Here is a 15,834-nt window from a genome sequence, read left to right as displayed (position 1 = left end):
GGGACGCCGTCGTACATACGAGGGACCCCGTCGTACAGAAGGGCGGTGCCGCGGGTGCGCACTCCGACCGCCCGAGGCCGGAGTCCGCACACCGGCCTCAGCCCTTCGCGGGCGAGGCCTTCCCGCCGGGACCGGAGCCGCTCCCCTTGCCGGAGGCCGCGGCGCCCTTCCCGGGCTTCTCCGGGTCCTCCTCGAAGGTGACCTTCCCCATGTGCCGGTTCATGGACTTCATCAGGCCCCACACCGCCAGGGCCAACGCCGCGAAGACGATGAAGCCGAGGACGCCGGGGGTGACCTTGTTCTCGTCGACCTCCTTGGCGAGGGGGACGAGGTGCGTCAGTGCCAGGCTTGCGCTCATGTCAGGCATTGTCGCGGATGCCCGCGAAGAGGTCGTCCTCGGGGAGGGAGGTGTCGACCAGGGAGGTGGCGAGCTCGTACTCCTCGGTCGGCCAGACCTCCTTCTGGATCTCCATGGGGACCTTGAACCAGCCGCCGTCGGGGTCGATCTGCGTGGCGTGCGCGATCAGCGCCTTGTCACGGATCTCGAAGAACTCCGCGCACGGAACGTGCGTGGTCAGCGTGCGCTCGGTGCGCTCGAACTCGCTCCACCGCTTCAGCCAGTCCCCGTACGGCGACTCCAGACCGCGCTCAAGGAGGGCGTTGTGCAATGCCTCGGTCCTCGGGCGGTTGAAGCCCTGGTTGTAGTAGAGCTTCTGCGGCTGGAACGCCGGGCCGTACTCGGACTCCGGGTACTTCTCGGTGTCCGTCGCCCCCTCGAACGCCACCATCGAGATCTTGTGGGTCATGATGTGGTCGGGGTGCGGATAACCACCGTTCTCGTCGTACGTGGTGATCACCTGCGGACGGAACGAGCGGATCTGCCTGACCAGCTCGCCGGCCGCCTTGTCCACGTCCTCGAGCGCGAAGCAGCCCTCGGGAAGCGGCGGCAGCGGGTCCCCCTCCGGAAGGCCGGAGTCCACGAATCCGAGCCACTCCTGCTTGATGCCGAGGATCTCGCGGGCCTCGTCCATCTCCTTCTTGCGTACCTCGTGGATGTTCTCCTCGATGTACTGGTCGCCCTGGAGCTTCGGGTTGAGGATGGAGCCGCGCTCCCCGCCCGTGCAGGTCACGACCAGCACGTCCACCCCCTCGGACACGTACTTCGCCATGGTGGCCGCGCCCTTGCTCGACTCGTCGTCGGGGTGGGCGTGCACGGCCATCAGTCGCAGCTGGTCAGTCAAGACTCGATCCTCAGTAAGTCGGCCGGTGAGGCCAGTCGGCAAGTCGTCGCCCGGCGTGTTTCTGCGTCATGGGCGGCTTCTATAGTGACGGAATCGGGGGACGAATAATTCCGGGACCCCGTCCCCGAGAGGACGATCATGAGCACGGCGAGCACACAGCTGCCCGAGGGCCGGTACGGCCGCTCCGAGGACGAGCGCGCGGACCGGAAACTCAAGGTCATCGGCAGTGTGCTGGGCGTGGCCCTGCTCGCCCTGATGGGCTGGTTCGCGTACTACTACGTCTTCTCGAACAAGATCAGCGCCGAGGTGATCACCTTCAAGGCCGTCTCGGACAACGCGGTCGAGGTGCACCTGGAGGTGCGCAAGGACGCGGGCACCCACGGATACTGCACGCTGCGCTCGCAGGCCGACGACGGCAGCGAGGTGGGCCGCGCGGACTTCCGTTTCGACCAGGGCTCCTCCCGCATCGACAAGGTCGTCACGCTCCGTACCACCTCCCGCGGCGGCACGGCGGAGCTGCTCGGCTGCCACGCCGACTGACACCACGCGCTGACCTGCGTTGACGTAATTCTGATGTCTTATGTCCTCCCCCTTCTGCCTGGGAATTGTTAGGCTCGTGGTTTCGCCCACCCGTGAAAGCACATTCTTCTGGGTAGGGCGATGCTTTGTATTCCCAGTACCTACGAGGAGCACCTGTGACCCAGACCAGCGAGAACGTCACCTGGCTGACCCAGGAGGCGTACAACCAGCTCAGGGCCGAGCTGGACTACCTGTCTGGTCCTGCGCGCACGGAGATCGCCGCCAAGATCGCGGCCGCGCGCGAGGAGGGCGACCTGCGCGAGAACGGCGGGTACCACGCGGCCAAGGAAGAGCAGGGCAAGCAGGAGCTCCGTGTGCGCCAGCTGACCCAGCTCCTGGAGAACGCCAAGGTGGGCGAGGCTCCCGCGGCGGACGGCATGGTCGCCCCCGGCATGGTCGTCACCATCGCCTTCGACGGCGACGAGGACGACACGCTGGACTTCCTGCTCGCCTCGCGCGAGTACGCCAGCGCCGACATCGAGACCTACTCGCCCCAGTCCCCCCTGGGCTCCGGCGTGAACGGCAAGAAGATCGGCGAGGACGCCCAGTACGAGCTGCCCAACGGCAAGCTCGCCTCGGTGAAGATCCTCAAGGCCGAGCCCTACAAGGGCTGAGCCGGGACCGACCCCTGCGACGATGCCCCCGGCCGCGCCGGGGGCATCGTCATGCCCGCGTCCGATGATCAGGACCGACCAGAGCAGCGAGGCTCACACGGGGTGCTGCATGGGTCAGGCGTCCGACGGCGAGGCCGTCTGCACCAGGTCGGCGAGGGTCCGGCCGGTCAGGACCGCGCCGCGCGCCATGGGCAGCGAGCGGAAGCGGTCGATGAGGCGGCCCTTGTGCATGTCGTCGGCGATGCCCGCTCCGGCGCCCGCGGTGGCGAAGGTGACGGTCCGCGCGAAGATCCCGGCCATCAGGAACTCGCGGAACGCGCTGAGCTGCCGGTGCGGCTCGGGGTGGTGGCGGTGACGGGGCTGCCGAAGGTGCGGCTGCCGCGGGTGGTCAGCTGAGACGCGGGTGGTCGGCCGAGAGCTGAGCGGGACCGGCCGCGCCCGGTAGGGCAGCAGGGCCCGGACCGCGCGTCGCGGTCCGGGCCCTGCCCCGTGCGGTGCCGCCCTACGGCGGCGCTGCGTCAGCTCTGTGCGGTGTCGTCGCCCGCCTGCCCGGCGCCGTCAGCTGCGCCTGTCTTCTCGCGCATCTTGCGCACCAGCTCCGCCTTCTGGTCGGCCGCACCCTGGCGGTCGAGGTTGCGGTACGGACCGTTGTTCTGCCGTTCGGCGCGGGACAGCTTCTTGCGCTGGCCGCCGCCCATGCCCACGGGGTTGTTGATGTTCTTGCTCACGGTCACGGGTTCTCCCGGTCATGATGTGAAGTGATCTACGGATTCATCGGTGGAGGACGGGTGGCGACGTCGAAGGACGTCAGCGGGGGCCCATCACGCGCTCACTCGTGAATCGGCGTCTGGAAGAACATGAGAAAGACGTTACCCGCTTCCGTCGGCCCCGCACACCAACCTTTTCGCCGCCCCGGCGTCGGCCCGGGCCTTCGGCCCGGGCAAGTCCAACGGGGCGATACTGGGCCGCCGCGGGCGTTGTCAGTGGTCGCGAGCCCACAGCCAGCTTTCGCGAAAGGAACCCGGGAAGACGGAGGAGCGATCAACTGGTCGCCCGGCGGTACTTGCGGACCGCGAGCGTGCGGAAGACGACGATGATCAGGATCGAGTAGATCAGCGACGCCCACACGGGGTGCTGCATCGGCCAGGCATCAGACGGGGACAGGCCTGGGTCGCCGAAGAGCTTGCGGCACGCCTGAACGGTCGCGCTGAACGGGTTCCACTCAGCGATGTGACGCAGCCACGGGGTCATCTTGCTGGAGTCCACGAACGCGTTCGAGATGAAGGTCACCGGGAACAGCCAGATCAGGCCGCCGGAGGTGGCCGCCTCCGGTGTGCGCACCGACAGGCCGATCAGCGCGCCGATCCACGTGAAGGCGTACCCCAGAAGAAGCAGCAGGCCGAAGCCGCCCAAGATCTTCCCGAAGTTGGTCGTCTCCACGGAGCCGGGGCGCCAACCTACGATCAACGCGACGATCGCGAGGACGAACAGCGTCAAGGCCGTCTGCACGAGGTCCGCAACGGTACGCCCGGTCAGCACCGCGCCGCGCGCCATGGGCAGCGAGCGGAACCGGTCGATCAGGCCCTTGTGCATGTCGTCGGCGATGCCCGCACCGGAGCTGGCGGTGGCGAACGTGACGGTCTGCGCGAAGATGCCCGCCATCAGGAAGTTCTTGTAGACGTCCAGATCGGCGCTGTTGCCGATCTGCATGGAACCGCCGAACACGTACGTGAACAGCACCACGAACATGATGGGCTGGATGAGCCCAAACAGAATCATTTCGGGAATCCGGGTCATCCGAATCAAGTTCCGGCGGGCGATGACCAGGGAATCGTTCACAGCGCTCACTTCGCCTGCTCCTTCAAGGCGTCGGGCCGCCGGTCTCGGATGCGCGGCGAGACGGCGCCCCGGGGGGCCGCCGTGGGGACGGCGTCTGTCACGGCACTCACTTCGTGGCCTCCGTCTGCGCGGTTTCCGTCTGCGCGGTTTCGGTCTTCGCCGGGTCCTTCTTCGCGGGGTCCTTCTTCGGCTTGCGGCCCCTCGCGTCCCCCGCCGCCCCGTTCTCCTCGTCCTTCACCTCGGCGACATGTCCGGTCAGGGAGAGGAAGACGTCGTCGAGCGTGGGCCTGCGCAGCCCGATGTCGTCGATCTCGATGCCGCGGCCGTCCAGCTCGCGGATGACCTCCGCGAGGAGCTTCGCGCCGCCGGTGACGGGCACGGTGAGCTTGCGGGTGTGCTCCTCGACGGTCGTCTCACCCTTGCCGAAGCCGCGGAGCACCTCCGAGGCCGTCGCTATGTGCTCACGCTCGTGCACGACGACCTCGACGCGCTCGCCCCCGGTCTGCGCCTTGAGCTGGTCGGCGGTACCGCGGGCGATCACACGGCCGTGGTCGACCACACAGATGTCGTGCGCGAGGTGATCGGCCTCTTCCAGGTACTGCGTGGTCAGCAGCAGGGTCGTACCGCCGGAGACCAGCTGCTTGATGATCTCCCACAACTGCTGCCGGTTGCGCGGGTCGAGGCCGGTCGTCGGCTCGTCCATGAACATCACCGGCGGTGAGACGACCAGCGCGGCGGCCAGGTCGAGCCGGCGGCGCATACCGCCCGAGTACGTCTTCGCGGGGCGGTCGGCGGCCTCCGTCAGGTTGAACTGCTCGAGGAGCTCGGCCGCGCGGACCTTCGCCGCCTTCGCCCTCATCTGGTAGAGCTGGCCGACCATCTGGAGGTTCTCGCGGCCGGTCAGGTACTCGTCGACGGCCGCGAACTGTCCGGAGAGGCCGACCTTGCGCCGTACCTCGTCGGGGTGCTTGAGCACGTCGACGCCCGCGACGAACGCCTTGCCGCTGTCGGGGCGCAGGAGGGTCGTCAGACAGCGGACGGCGGTCGTCTTGCCCGCGCCGTTCGGTCCCAGCAGGCCCAGGACGGTGCCTTCCGGGACATCGAGATCGACCCCGTCCAGAGCCCTTACGTCACCGAAGGTCTTCACCAGGCCTTCGGCATAGATGGCGCCTGGCATGTGAGTTCTCCACGTCGTTGGGGAATTTTCACGGTAACTTCTTACCTTTGCCCGTCTCGTCCCGCCTCACAGACTGCGGCGAGCGCAGCGAGAGGCCGGGCGAGGACCGGGCGCGAGACACACCGTAACGCGATGTATCGCGTTACTCAACAGGTTTTTCCGAGGTTCGAGGACAGAGACCCTGACCTCGGAAGACGGACGACGGAAGATCAGTCGATGACCGTGTAGCCGGCCTCGCGCAGGGCGCGGCCGACCTCGGCGCAGTGCTCCGGACCCTTCGTCTCCAGGTGCAGCTCGACCTCCACCTCCGTGAGCCCGAGCCGGGGATCGGTCCGTACGTGGCTCACATCGAGGACGTTAGCGTCCGCCACTGACAACACCCCGAGAAGTGTGGCCAGAGCGCCGGGACGGTCCGTCAGCCGCAGGGTGACCGCGAGGTAGCGGCCGCTCGCGGCCATGCCGTGGCGCAGGATGCGCTGCATCAGCAGCGGGTCCACATTGCCGCCCGACAGCAGCGCGACGACCGGCCCCTCGAAGGTCCCGGGCTCGCTCAGCAACGCCGCGACGGGGCTCGCGCCCGCCGGTTCGACGACCAGTTTGGCCCGCTCCAGACAGAGCAGCAGCGCACTCGACAGGTGGCTCTCCGACACCGTGCGGACCTCGTCCACCAGCTCCTCGACGATCCGGAACGGCACATCGCCGGGCCGTCCGACCTTGATGCCGTCGGCCATCGTCGCCGGGTTGTCGACCGCCACCGGGCGTCCGGCCGCCAGCGAGGGCGGATACGCCGCCGCGCCCGCCGCCTGCACGCCGATGATCCGTACATCGGGGCGCAGCGCCTTCACCGCGACCGCGATGCCCGCGGCCAGCCCCCCGCCGCCGATCCCCACGACGATCGTGCGCACCTCCGGGCACTGCTCCAGGATCTCCAGGCCGACCGTGCCCTGACCCGCGATGATGTCGGGGTGGTCGAAGGGGTGGATGAACACCGCGCCCGTCTCGGCCGCGTACTCCTGGGCGGCGGCCAGCGTCTCGTCGACCACCTGACCGTGCAGCCTCACCTCGGCGCCGTAGTCGCGGGTGGCCGCGACCTTCGGCAGCGGGGCGCCGGTCGGCATGAAGACCGTGGAGCGCACGCCGAGCAGCGAGGAGGCGAGGGCGACGCCCTGCGCGTGGTTGCCCGCGCTGGCCGCGACCACACCCGCGGCGCGCTCCTCCGGAAGCAGCCCCGCGATCCGCACATACGCGCCCCGCAGCTTGAACGAGCCGGTGCGCTGGAGGTTCTCGCACTTGAAGTGCACCGGGGCGCCCACCAGCTGGGACAGGTACCTGCTGCCCTCCATCGCGGTCATCCGCGCCACGCCCGTGAGCATCTTCTGGGCGCCTCGTACGTCGTCCAGAGTCACCCTGGGCAAGGAGTCGGCCGTGCTGTAGCTCATGACCACCAGTCTCGCAGTTCACACCCGAGGACTCCTGGTGTGACCACGGGCCGAGACCGGTTTTACTCAGCGTCGGTACGACCCGCGTCCGAGCCGCGTACCCTTTCCCCCAACCCAGCTCCCCACGCATGAATTGAGCCCCCGGCCATGCCCACAACACCAGAGATGTCGATGGACATGACGACCGTCGGTGACACCGGTCTTCTCGACACGCTTCAGCACGAGGTCGCGTTGTTCGCGCGCCGTGCCGAACAGACCCGGCTCGGCGGGGTGGGGCAGGTCCGCAACTCCATGGACCGCGCCGCATACCTGCTGCTCAACCGCCTCGACAAGGAAGGCCCGATGGGCGTCAAGGCGCTCGCCGCGAGCATGGGCATCGACTCCTCGACGGTGACCCGGCAGGTGGCCCCGCTGGTCGACACCGGTCTCGTCAAGCGGACCTCGCACCCCGAGGACGGACGCGCCGTGGTGCTACAGCTGTCACCGCGCGGACAGTCCCGCCTCGACGAAGTGCGCTCCTCCAGGCGTCAGTTGATGGCCGAGCTGACCCACGACTGGGCGCCGGAGGAGCGCGAGGCCTTCTGCTCGCTCCTCACGCGCTTCAACAGTGCGCTCTCGTCGCGGATGGCCCCGACGGGGGGCACGGCGGGGGGCACGGCGGGGGAGCAGCCGGCTTCCTGACCCTCTCACCGGCTTCCTGACCGTTCCGCCCCTTCCCGAGCCTTCACACGCGCGTGTGTTTGCGGCTTCACCCGCGCGTGTCGTTTCGGCTTCACACGTGTGTGCCCGCCGGACTCTTGACCGCGGGGCCGCGTCTGGCCTCATATGAGACCGGGTCCTTGTCGCACACGGTGCGGCCCGTCGTACACGGCCGGACCCTTGGTTCCGTCAGGGTCGTCCTCGGGCGGGAGGCGTGGTGCGAGATCGGCGCGCGTTCCAAAACGCCCGCCGGGCCCGGGAGTTCGAGGCGTTCGTCGCGGGCGCGGCAGGGCGGCTGCTGCATGCCGCCACACTGCTCACGGCGGAGCCGCCGAACGCCAATCCGCGCGCGCGGCGCCTGCTGACGCTGACGCTCGCCCACACGTACGCCTCCTGGGACCGGCTGCGCGGCGAGGACCCGTACGACCGGGCCCGCCAGCAGCTGGCCGTCCGCTTCGCGCGTGGGGCGTGGCACCAGTACGGGGCTCTGGGGCGCTCCCGCCCATCCCCACCCCCGTCCCCGTCCCCGTCCGGCTCCGTGGCCGTCCTGGCCCGGCTGACGCCCCAGGAGCGGCTGATCCTGGTCCTGAGGATGTACGAGGGGGTCGCCGAGGAACAGACGGCGGCCCTGCTCGGGCTCCCCGTGGAACGGGTCCGGGCGATCTGCGCGCGGGCGATGACGACACTGCTGCACCCACCGCGCGGACCGGCACCGACCATGGCGAAGGTGGTGCCGTCATGAGGCACGGTGGCGCGGTCGTGAGGTCGGTGGTGCGGTCGTGAACCTGCCCGAGCGCGAGGCGACCGTACGGCGGCTGCTGGAGCAGAAGCAGCCCTCCGTGCCGCCCGACCTGTACGCGGACGTCGTGCGCCGCGGGAGCCGGATGCTGCGCCGCAGGACGCTGGCCCGGCGGGTGATGTGGCTGCTGCTGTTCGCCGCCGTCGTCGCCTTCGTGGTGTGGGCGTCGATGGCCCGTCCCTGGGTGGAGCCGCCTTCGCAGACGACCCCACCACTGACGGGCTGGTGACCCCGAGGGGCCGATGGTGGGTTTAGCCGAGGGCCTGCTGCAGGTCCTGGAGCAGGTCGTCGACGTTCTCGATGCCCACGGAGAGGCGGACGAGGTCGCCGGGGACCTCCAGGGCCGAGCCGGCGGCGGACGCGTGCGTCATGCGCCCCGGGTGCTCGATCAGGGACTCCACGCCGCCCAGGGACTCACCGAGGGTGAAGACCTTGGCGCGGTTGCAGACCTCGACGGCCGCTTCCTCGCCGCCCTCGACCTGGAAGGAGACCATACCGCCGAACGCCCTCATCTGCTTGGCGGCGATCTCGTGACCGGGGTGCTCCGGGAGGCCCGGGTAGAGAACGCGGGTCACGCGCGCGTGCCGGGTGAGCATGTCGGCGATCTTGGTGGCGTTCTCGCTGTGACGGTCCATGCGCACCGAGAGCGTCTTGGTGCCGCGCAGCACCAGCCAGGAGTCGAAGGGCCCGGCGACCGCGCCCATCGCGTTCTGGTGGTACGCCAGCTCCTCGCCGAGCGCCTGGTCGCTGACGATCAGCGCGCCGCCGACGACGTCCGAGTGGCCGCCCATGTACTTGGTCAGCGAGTGCACGACGACGTCCGCGCCGAGCGCGAGCGGCTGCTGCAGGTAGGGGGTGGCGAAGGTGTTGTCGACGACGAGCCGGGCGCCCGCCTCGCGCGCGATCTGCGCGACCGCGGCGATGTCGGTGATGCCGAGAAGCGGGTTGGAGGGGGTCTCCACCCACACGACCTTGGTCTTCGGCGTGAGGGCCGCCCGTACGGCGGCCGGGTCGCTGGTGTCGGCCACGGACCACTCGACGCCCCACCGCGAGACGACCTTCGCGAAGAGGCGGAACGTACCGCCGTACGCGTCGTTCGGGATGACCACGTGGTCGCCGGGGCTGAGCAGCGTACGCAACAGGCAGTCCTCGGCCGCCAGTCCGGACGCGAACGCGAGGCCGCGACGACCGCCCTCCAGGGCGGCGAGGTTCTCTTCCAGGGCGGTCCTGGTGGGGTTGGCGCTGCGGCTGTACTCGTAACCGCCGCGCAGCCCTCCGACGCCGTCCTGCTTGTAGGTCGAGACCTGGTAGATCGGCGGGACGACCGCGCCGGTGAGGGGATCGGCGGTGTTGCCCGCGTGGATCGCGAGGGTCTCGAAGTGCTGACTGATGTGCCTGTCGCTCATGGGTCCCGAGCGTAGTGCGCCCGCGGGCCTGATGGCGGCTCACGGCCTGTGCGGGGCGCCTCGTGGTCGGCGGGACGTGCCGGGATCGGGCCGGGAGCGAACTGGGATCGGGCCGGGAGCGGACCGGGAGCGGACCGGGTTGGCCAATTGTCGGACCCGTCTGGTTCGCTTGAGGCATGGAGATTCTCTGGGTCCTGATGGCGCTGGCCATGTTCAGCCTGGTCCTGCTGCCGGTCCTCAGGCGCAGGCGCACCGGCATTCAGCTGGTCTCGCCCGGCGACCCGGACGCGGCGGACCCGGAGAACTACGGATTCCTGCGTCAGGAGGAGCTGGACATCCGCATGCCCGGACCGGACGGGGACCTCCTGGACGTCCTGGACCTGGTGCAGCGCACACAGGACTACCAAGCGGCCTCGCAGCTCCTGGCGGGCACGGAGATCTCGGGCGAGACGCGCTGGCAGCGGGTGCAGGCCTTCGCCGGCGCCGCGTCCCTGGAGCTGCAGCAACGCCCGGGCGGGGTCAGCCAGACGCCGGGCGGGCAGTGGCTGCGGGTGTGGCGGGCCGAGAAGCCCAAGGACGCGGGCGGCGCGGCGGTGCACGCGGAGTTCCTGGTGCAGCAGGCGTGGCGGACGTCGACGCCGGGGACGGACGAGTTCCGGATCATCATGGAGGAGGCGAGGACGGCATGCGGCGAGGCGGCCCTGCTCTCCCCCGGTGACCCGATCCCGTACATCATCGAGCTGTCGGTGGCCCGCGGACTCGCCTACCCCCGGCCGGAGTTCGAGGCGCTCTGGCTGAAGATCCTGGACCGCGCGCCGGCCCACATGGGCGCGCATCTGGCCGCCCTGCACTACTGGTGCGAGAAGTGGCACGGCTCGCGCGAGGTGGCGTACTCCTTCGCGGAGGCCGCGGCGGCCCGCGCCCCTCAGGGCTCCCTGCTGGCCGCCATGCCCCTCTTCGCGGTCTTCGAGCACCTCCCCGAGGTGAACCTGGTCCGCGGCTTCTACCAGAGCGAGGTCGTCACCAAGGCGGTCCACGGCGCGCTCTACGCGGTGCACGCGGCCCGCCCCGACGACCCGATGCTGGCGCACGTGCGCCATCTCCTGGTGCTCTTCCTGGTCCGCGGCGAGCGCTGGGCGGAGGCCATGAACCAGCTGGTGCACGTGGACGGCCACGTGGGCGCCCTCCCCTGGACCCTCACACCCGACCCGGCGGCGGACTACGCGCTCTACCGCGCCCTGGCGGTGGCGGGCTACGAGGCGAACGGCGGAACGCCGGCGTCACTGCCCCGCTGAGGACGTACGAGCCCCGCGATCACGACCGGGGCTCACCCGTCGAACACCACGGTGCCCCGGCCCCGTGCCCCTGTGATCCCGTGGAGACCGCATGTTCCTGCACAGCCGCACCCCTCAGCTCCCGACCGCCGAACAGGCACTGCGCGGCCGCCCAGAACCGATCTTCACGGTCCCCGACCGGCACACCGTCCTCGGCAACCCCCTCCTCGGCCCCTACCCCGAGGGCCTGGAGATCGCCGACTTCGGCATGGGCTGTTTCTGGGGCGCCGAGCGCAAGTTCTGGCAGCTCCCGACGGGCGTGTACACGACCCTGGTCGGCTACCAGGGCGGCTTCACCGAGCACCCCACGTACGAGGAGGTCTGCTCGGGCCTGACCGGCCACACGGAGGTCGTCCGCGTGGTCCACGACCCCAGCCTCGTCTCCTACGAGCGCCTTCTCCAGGTCTTCTGGGAGTCCCACAACCCGACCCAGGGCTTCCGCCAGGGCAACGACGTCGGCACCCAGTACCGCTCGGCCATCCACACCCACTCCCCCGCCCAGGCAGCCACCGCGGCCGCCTCCCGCGACGCCTACCAGAAGGTCCTGACCTCCTCCGGCTACGGCACCATCACCACCGAACTCCTCCCCGCCGAAGGCCGCACCTTCTACGCGGCCGAGGGCTATCACCAGCAGTACCTTTCGGGCAGCAAAAACCCGGACGGGTACTGCGGGTTGGGCGGGACGGGCGTCAAGCTGGGTACCCCCTTCGGGACGAACCGGGGGGCATCCTGCCCGACGGGTCTCACGCCGGCTCCGACGGATGGCTGACCGCACGCCAGAGAAGTAGCCGAACCGGCCCGAGCGCGGCCGGGTCGTGCTGCTGAGGCGGTGAACGTGGCCGCCTCACTCGTCGCACGCGCTGCCCCTCTCCATGCCGCTTGGGCCGGGCCGCCGGGCCGGGAGGAACGGGAAGGTCGCGAACGGAGAGCGCGGGGAGGAACATCGGAGTCACGTAGGCAAGGTGGTGGATATGGGGACGCCGTCGATGCATTTCAGCGAGAGTCCTGAGGATCCGTTCGCCCTCGGGCGTGGCGCCTCGGCTGTGCTCGACGATCTGGGCACCGTGGTCGGCTGGAGCGCACGCGCACAGGAGCTGCTGGGCTATCCGGCGAAGGAAGTGATCGGACGGGCGTGGCAGGACCTGGTCGACGCCCGTGACCTGCCTGTCGCGCGGTCCGTCGTCGTGGACGCCATGCGCACGGGCGGCTGGTTCGGGATCCTGCCCGTCCGGCACCTCGACGGACGGCGGGTGGAGATGGGATTCCGGGCCCGCGCGATCACGCGGGACGGGGACAGTCAGGAGTGGGTCCTGGTCGGAGCCCCCGCCGCGGAGGTCATTGCCTGGCAGCGGGACCGTGCGCTGCTGGACGGCCTGTACCGCCGGTCCCCGATCGGTCTGGTCACATACAGCCCGGACAGGACGGTGATCCGGGTCAACCGTGCGGTCGAGAAGGCGAGCGGCGTCCCGGCCGAGGCGCCGGTGGGCCGTCGCCCCCGCGAATTCATGGTCGACGAGGACGCAGGTCCGACCGAGGAGCGGGTGCGGCACGTCCTGGAGACCGGCGAGCCGTTGATCTTCACGGAGCAGTCCGCCCGGGCCCGCCACGATCCAGGTCGGGAACGGGTGGTGTCCGTCTCGGCGTTCCGGATGGAAGACCCCTCGGGCCGGGTTCTCGGCGTGGCCGAGACGATCGAGGACGTGACCGACCGCCACCGGGCCCAGCGCAGACTCGCCCTGCTGAACGAGGCAAGCGCCCGGATCGGAACCTCACTGGACGTGACACAGACCGCTCGGGAACTGGCCGAGGTGGCCGTCCACGGCCTGGCCGACTACTGCTCGGTGGACCTCCTCAAGCCGGTGACACTGGGCGACGAACCCGTTCCCGGTGCCTCAGGTCCACTGCTTCGAGCCGCTCTCTCACCCCCGGAGCACCGCGTCCCGTTCCAGGAAGGCGATGTGATCCCGCTGCTTGCGGAATCACCGCAGGCCCGATGTCTGTCCGAGCGTCGCCCGGTTCTCGAAGGACTGCTGTCTCTTCGTCCCGAGTGGTACGCCATGGACCGGCGGCGGATCGAGATCGCCTTGGGCCTCGGAGTTCATTCGCTGATCGCGGTACCCCTGGTCGCGCGCGGTCTCGTACTGGGCGTGGTGAGCCTGTGGCGATCGCGCCATTCGGAGCCTTTCGAGGACGACGATGCCGCCGTGGCCCAGGAGTTCTCCTCGCGTGCGGCCGTCTGCATCGACAACGCGCGCCGCTTCACCCAGCAGCAGAGCGCCGCCCTGACTCTCCAGCGCAGTCTGCTGCCGAGCGCGGCGTCCGACCTGCCGGCCGTCGAGGTGGCCTGCCGATACCTCCCAGCGAGCGGTGAACCGGGCATCGGCGGTGACTGGTTCGACGTGATCCCGTTGTCAGGGGCCCGGGTCGCCCTCGTTGTGGGAGACGTGGTCGGTCACGGGATCCACGCCGCGGCCTCGATGGGTCGCCTGCGCGCCGCCGTGCGCACCCTGGCCAGCCTCGACCTGGAACCGGACGAGGTGGTGGCGCGGCTGGACGATCTGGTCAGTCTGCTGGCCACCGAGCTGGAGGCGAACACCGACGGCAATGGGTCGGCGATCGAGCAGATGATCGGGGCCACCTGCGTCTACGCGGTCTACGATCCGGTCTCCCGGCACTGCTCCCTGGCACGCGCCGGCCACCCGGCGCCGCTGGTGACCACGCCGGACGGCCAGGTGACCATGCTCGACCTGCCCGCAGGCCCACCGCTGGGACTGGGCGGACTGCCGTTCGAGACGTGCGACCTCGACCTCCCCGAGGGAAGCCTGCTCACGCTCTACACCAACGGTCTTCTGGAGGCGCGGGGCGGCGACATCGACGCCGCGCTGGAGCACCTGCACGAATGTCTCACCCACTCCGCCGATCCCCTGGACAGCACCTGCCACACCGTGGTCGAAGCGCTGCTGCCCAAGGAACACCTCCCCACCGACGACATCGCGCTGCTCCTCGCCCGTACCCGGGTGCTGCCCCCACAAGATGTCGCCACATGGCAGCTTCCCTTGGAAGCGACCGCCGCTGCCCGTGCCAGGCAGCTGACCACGGCGAAACTGACCGAATGGGGGCTGACGGAACTGGCCTTCACCACCGAGCTGGTCGCCAGCGAGCTCGTCACCAACACCTACCGGTACGCGGCCGGCCCCGTCACCCTCCGCCTCATCCGTACGCACTGCCTGATCTGTGAGGTGTCCGACACCAGCCACACTTCCCCTCACCTCCGACGGGCCCTCAGCACGGACGAGGGCGGGCGCGGGCTCTTCCTGGTCGCGCAGGTCACGGAGCGGTGGGGCACCCGCTACACCCACGACGGCAAGACCGTCTGGACGGAGCAGCCTCTGCCGCACGCCTGACCCGCGACGAGACCGTGTGCCTTGTCCGGCCCCTGCCCCGGCTCTCGGAACCGCCGTCATGGAACACGCGGACAAGGTCCCGCCTCGCGACTCAGTGGTCCGAGCCTTTGATCTGATGATGAGAGACCTGTTCCCGTGCCGTCCGCCACCGTGACCGAGTCTGCTCGACCACGCTGTCCCACTGTCGGTGGACCTCGTGGTCGGAAGGGCGGTGGCCCTGACGGATCCGGCTGAGCTCGTCTCGTACCTCTCGTCCCAGTGCCGCCGACGCGACCAGGACGAGCATCGCTGCGAAGAGCGCGGAGATCATCGCGAAGACGGCACCGACCACCCCGTAGCGTGCGGCGGAGGAGTTGAAGAGGCGCGGCATGTAGATGGTTGCGCCCACGGAATAGGCCACCGTCAGAACAGCGGCGGTGACGCCGAAGGGGAGCAGGTCCACCCGGCTGATCCGCTTTGCCGACAGGATCCAGCCGCTCCAGACAAGGAACGCAGCGGTCACCGGTACCTGACACACCGAGGCCGCCAGACCAAGCGCTCCCCCGCCAAGGAGCGCGGAGACGGTCGCGGTGACCACCACATAGCCGCCGAGGGTGAGGATCCACCACAAGCCGTTGCGCGTGTTGCGCACACTGAGAGGCTTGAGTTCCCATGCCTGTTCGAAGAGTCGCTGCACGGCCCGCGCGAAACTCAGCACCGAGATCGTCAGAAACACGATTCCGAAGATGCCCATGCTCGCGCTGGTGCCTTCGGCAGGAGAGAACAGGGAGTTCACTGCCGTGGCGCCTGCTCCGGTGAGGTGGTAGCGCTTGATGATCCGCTCTGCGACGTCGTAGTGCACGAAGTTGCTGAAGACGGCGCCAAGGAGGATGGAGAGCGGGACCAATGCCGTCAGGGCGCTGGACGCCAGGGCCATCGAGCGGTCGAAACCCACGATCTTCTGAAACCGGTTGATGACCCGCAACGCGAAGGCAGGACGCAGCCAGAAGGTCAGCGTTCTGACGAGGCGCTCTCGATTGATCCCCGCCGTGCTGCCCTCCGTGAAGATCGGGACCTGTGTGGCGACGCGAGCCTAATGGACGGTCGTCGGACCGATGAGGGGCGACACGACAAGCGGCACGCCGGCCCGGCACCTCGGCCGCAGGGGCCACCCGATGATGCCTCACCTCATCACTTGGTCCGCCGTAGTACGGGAGATTGCAGCTGAGGGGGCTGGCTCTGGCCGAGGGCCGCCGTTCGGATCAACCAGGGCGGCCCTTCAGGTGATTGCCGGACGCCTCATGGGCCGGGCAGCCGTCGCAGG

16 protein-coding genes and 1 pseudogene are annotated in these 15,834 nt (G+C 69.5%); 8 read left to right on the top strand and 9 right to left on the bottom strand.

Annotated features, from left to right (window positions below):
- Positions 1-97: 97 nt before the first annotated feature.
- Positions 98-367 (bottom strand): hypothetical protein, encoded by a 270-nt coding sequence (locus ACIQTP_RS14960; protein ID WP_402035210.1) that lies wholly within the window; start codon positions 365-367, stop codon positions 98-100.
- Entirely contained in the window at positions 360-1,220 is an 861-nt protein-coding gene (gene mca, locus ACIQTP_RS14955) for a mycothiol conjugate amidase Mca (RefSeq protein WP_402036036.1), read from the bottom strand. The genes ACIQTP_RS14960 and mca overlap by 8 nt, the downstream gene beginning before the upstream one ends.
- Positions 1,221-1,379: 159 nt before the next feature.
- Between mca and ACIQTP_RS14950 the strand changes: the two genes are divergently transcribed.
- Together ACIQTP_RS14950 and greA are read left to right on the top strand one after the other, a co-directional pair.
- Complete coding sequence (locus ACIQTP_RS14950; RefSeq protein ID WP_403399926.1) at positions 1,380-1,781, top strand: DUF4307 domain-containing protein; 402 nt, start codon at positions 1,380-1,382, stop codon at positions 1,779-1,781.
- 155 nt (positions 1,782-1,936) lie between these two features.
- On the top strand, positions 1,937-2,434 hold the full coding sequence (gene greA, locus ACIQTP_RS14945) for a transcription elongation factor GreA (RefSeq protein WP_054234773.1): 498 nt from the start codon (positions 1,937-1,939) through the stop codon (positions 2,432-2,434).
- A gap of 132 nt (positions 2,435-2,566) precedes the next feature.
- On the opposite strand, the pseudogene ACIQTP_RS14940 reads toward greA, so the two are convergent.
- The 5 genes and pseudogenes from ACIQTP_RS14940 to ilvA form a co-directional block, all read right to left on the bottom strand.
- Positions 2,567-2,752, bottom strand: a pseudogene (locus ACIQTP_RS14940) (ABC transporter permease); the annotation flags it as partial.
- 200 nt (positions 2,753-2,952) lie between these two features.
- Positions 2,953-3,168: a DUF6243 family protein gene (locus tag ACIQTP_RS14935; protein WP_403399924.1), complete on the bottom strand. Its 216-nt coding sequence runs from the start codon at positions 3,166-3,168 to the stop codon at positions 2,953-2,955.
- A 307-nt stretch (positions 3,169-3,475) separates the two neighbouring features.
- Positions 3,476-4,231, bottom strand: a complete 756-nt coding sequence (locus tag ACIQTP_RS14930) for an ABC transporter permease (protein ID WP_211180092.1) — start codon at positions 4,229-4,231, stop codon at positions 3,476-3,478.
- 148 nt (positions 4,232-4,379) lie between these two features.
- Positions 4,380-5,450 carry an ATP-binding cassette domain-containing protein gene (locus tag ACIQTP_RS14925; protein ID WP_403399921.1) on the bottom strand — a complete coding sequence of 357 codons (1,071 nt, stop codon included), beginning with the start codon at positions 5,448-5,450 and terminating at the stop codon, positions 4,380-4,382.
- A 209-nt stretch (positions 5,451-5,659) separates the two neighbouring features.
- Positions 5,660-6,889: a threonine ammonia-lyase gene (gene ilvA, locus ACIQTP_RS14920; RefSeq protein WP_402035199.1), complete on the bottom strand. Its 1,230-nt coding sequence runs from the start codon at positions 6,887-6,889 to the stop codon at positions 5,660-5,662.
- Positions 6,890-7,054: 165 nt separating this feature from the next.
- Between ilvA and ACIQTP_RS14915 the strand changes: the two genes are divergently transcribed.
- The 3 genes from ACIQTP_RS14915 (at position 7,055) to ACIQTP_RS14905 (ending at position 8,616) form a co-directional block, all read left to right on the top strand.
- Positions 7,055-7,570: a MarR family winged helix-turn-helix transcriptional regulator gene (locus ACIQTP_RS14915; protein ID WP_403400444.1), complete on the top strand. Its 516-nt coding sequence runs from the start codon at positions 7,055-7,057 to the stop codon at positions 7,568-7,570.
- Between the two features lie 235 nt (positions 7,571-7,805).
- On the top strand, positions 7,806-8,330 hold the full coding sequence (locus ACIQTP_RS14910; RefSeq protein WP_403399919.1) for a sigma factor-like helix-turn-helix DNA-binding protein: 525 nt from the start codon (positions 7,806-7,808) through the stop codon (positions 8,328-8,330).
- A gap of 37 nt (positions 8,331-8,367) precedes the next feature.
- The gene (locus ACIQTP_RS14905; protein WP_403399917.1) at positions 8,368-8,616 is read left to right on the top strand and encodes a hypothetical protein; all 249 of its coding nucleotides are present in this window, start codon (positions 8,368-8,370) and stop codon (positions 8,614-8,616) included.
- 22 nt (positions 8,617-8,638) lie between these two features.
- On the opposite strand, the gene ACIQTP_RS14900 is transcribed toward ACIQTP_RS14905, so the two are convergent.
- Positions 8,639-9,793 carry a cystathionine gamma-synthase gene (locus ACIQTP_RS14900; protein ID WP_402035192.1) on the bottom strand — a complete coding sequence of 385 codons (1,155 nt, stop codon included), beginning with the start codon at positions 9,791-9,793 and terminating at the stop codon, positions 8,639-8,641.
- A 176-nt stretch (positions 9,794-9,969) separates the two neighbouring features.
- On the opposite strand from ACIQTP_RS14900, the gene ACIQTP_RS14895 reads away from it, so the two are divergent.
- The 3 genes from ACIQTP_RS14895 (at position 9,970) to ACIQTP_RS14885 (ending at position 14,531) form a co-directional block, all read left to right on the top strand.
- Positions 9,970-11,088 carry a hypothetical protein gene (locus tag ACIQTP_RS14895; protein WP_403399915.1) on the top strand — a complete coding sequence of 373 codons (1,119 nt, stop codon included), beginning with the start codon at positions 9,970-9,972 and terminating at the stop codon, positions 11,086-11,088.
- 91 nt (positions 11,089-11,179) lie between these two features.
- Complete coding sequence (gene msrA / locus ACIQTP_RS14890; protein ID WP_403399913.1) at positions 11,180-11,896, top strand: peptide-methionine (S)-S-oxide reductase MsrA; 717 nt, start codon at positions 11,180-11,182, stop codon at positions 11,894-11,896.
- Positions 11,897-12,113: 217 nt separating this feature from the next.
- Entirely contained in the window at positions 12,114-14,531 is a 2,418-nt protein-coding gene (locus tag ACIQTP_RS14885; protein ID WP_403399911.1) for a SpoIIE family protein phosphatase, read from the top strand.
- 91 nt (positions 14,532-14,622) lie between these two features.
- Here the strand turns inward: ACIQTP_RS14885 and ACIQTP_RS14880 are convergent, their stop codons facing one another.
- A complete protein-coding gene (locus tag ACIQTP_RS14880) occupies positions 14,623-15,495 on the bottom strand; it encodes a YhjD/YihY/BrkB family envelope integrity protein (protein ID WP_403399909.1) in 873 nt (290 codons plus the stop codon).
- Positions 15,496-15,834: the final 339 nt, after the last annotated feature.

The organism is Streptomyces sp. NPDC090798 (genome assembly GCF_044768965.1).
Lineage (GTDB): Bacteria > Actinomycetota > Actinomycetes > Streptomycetales > Streptomycetaceae > Streptomyces.
The sequence above is the reverse complement of the archived record's forward strand: the minus strand, read 5'-3'. Positions and strand labels throughout refer to the sequence as shown.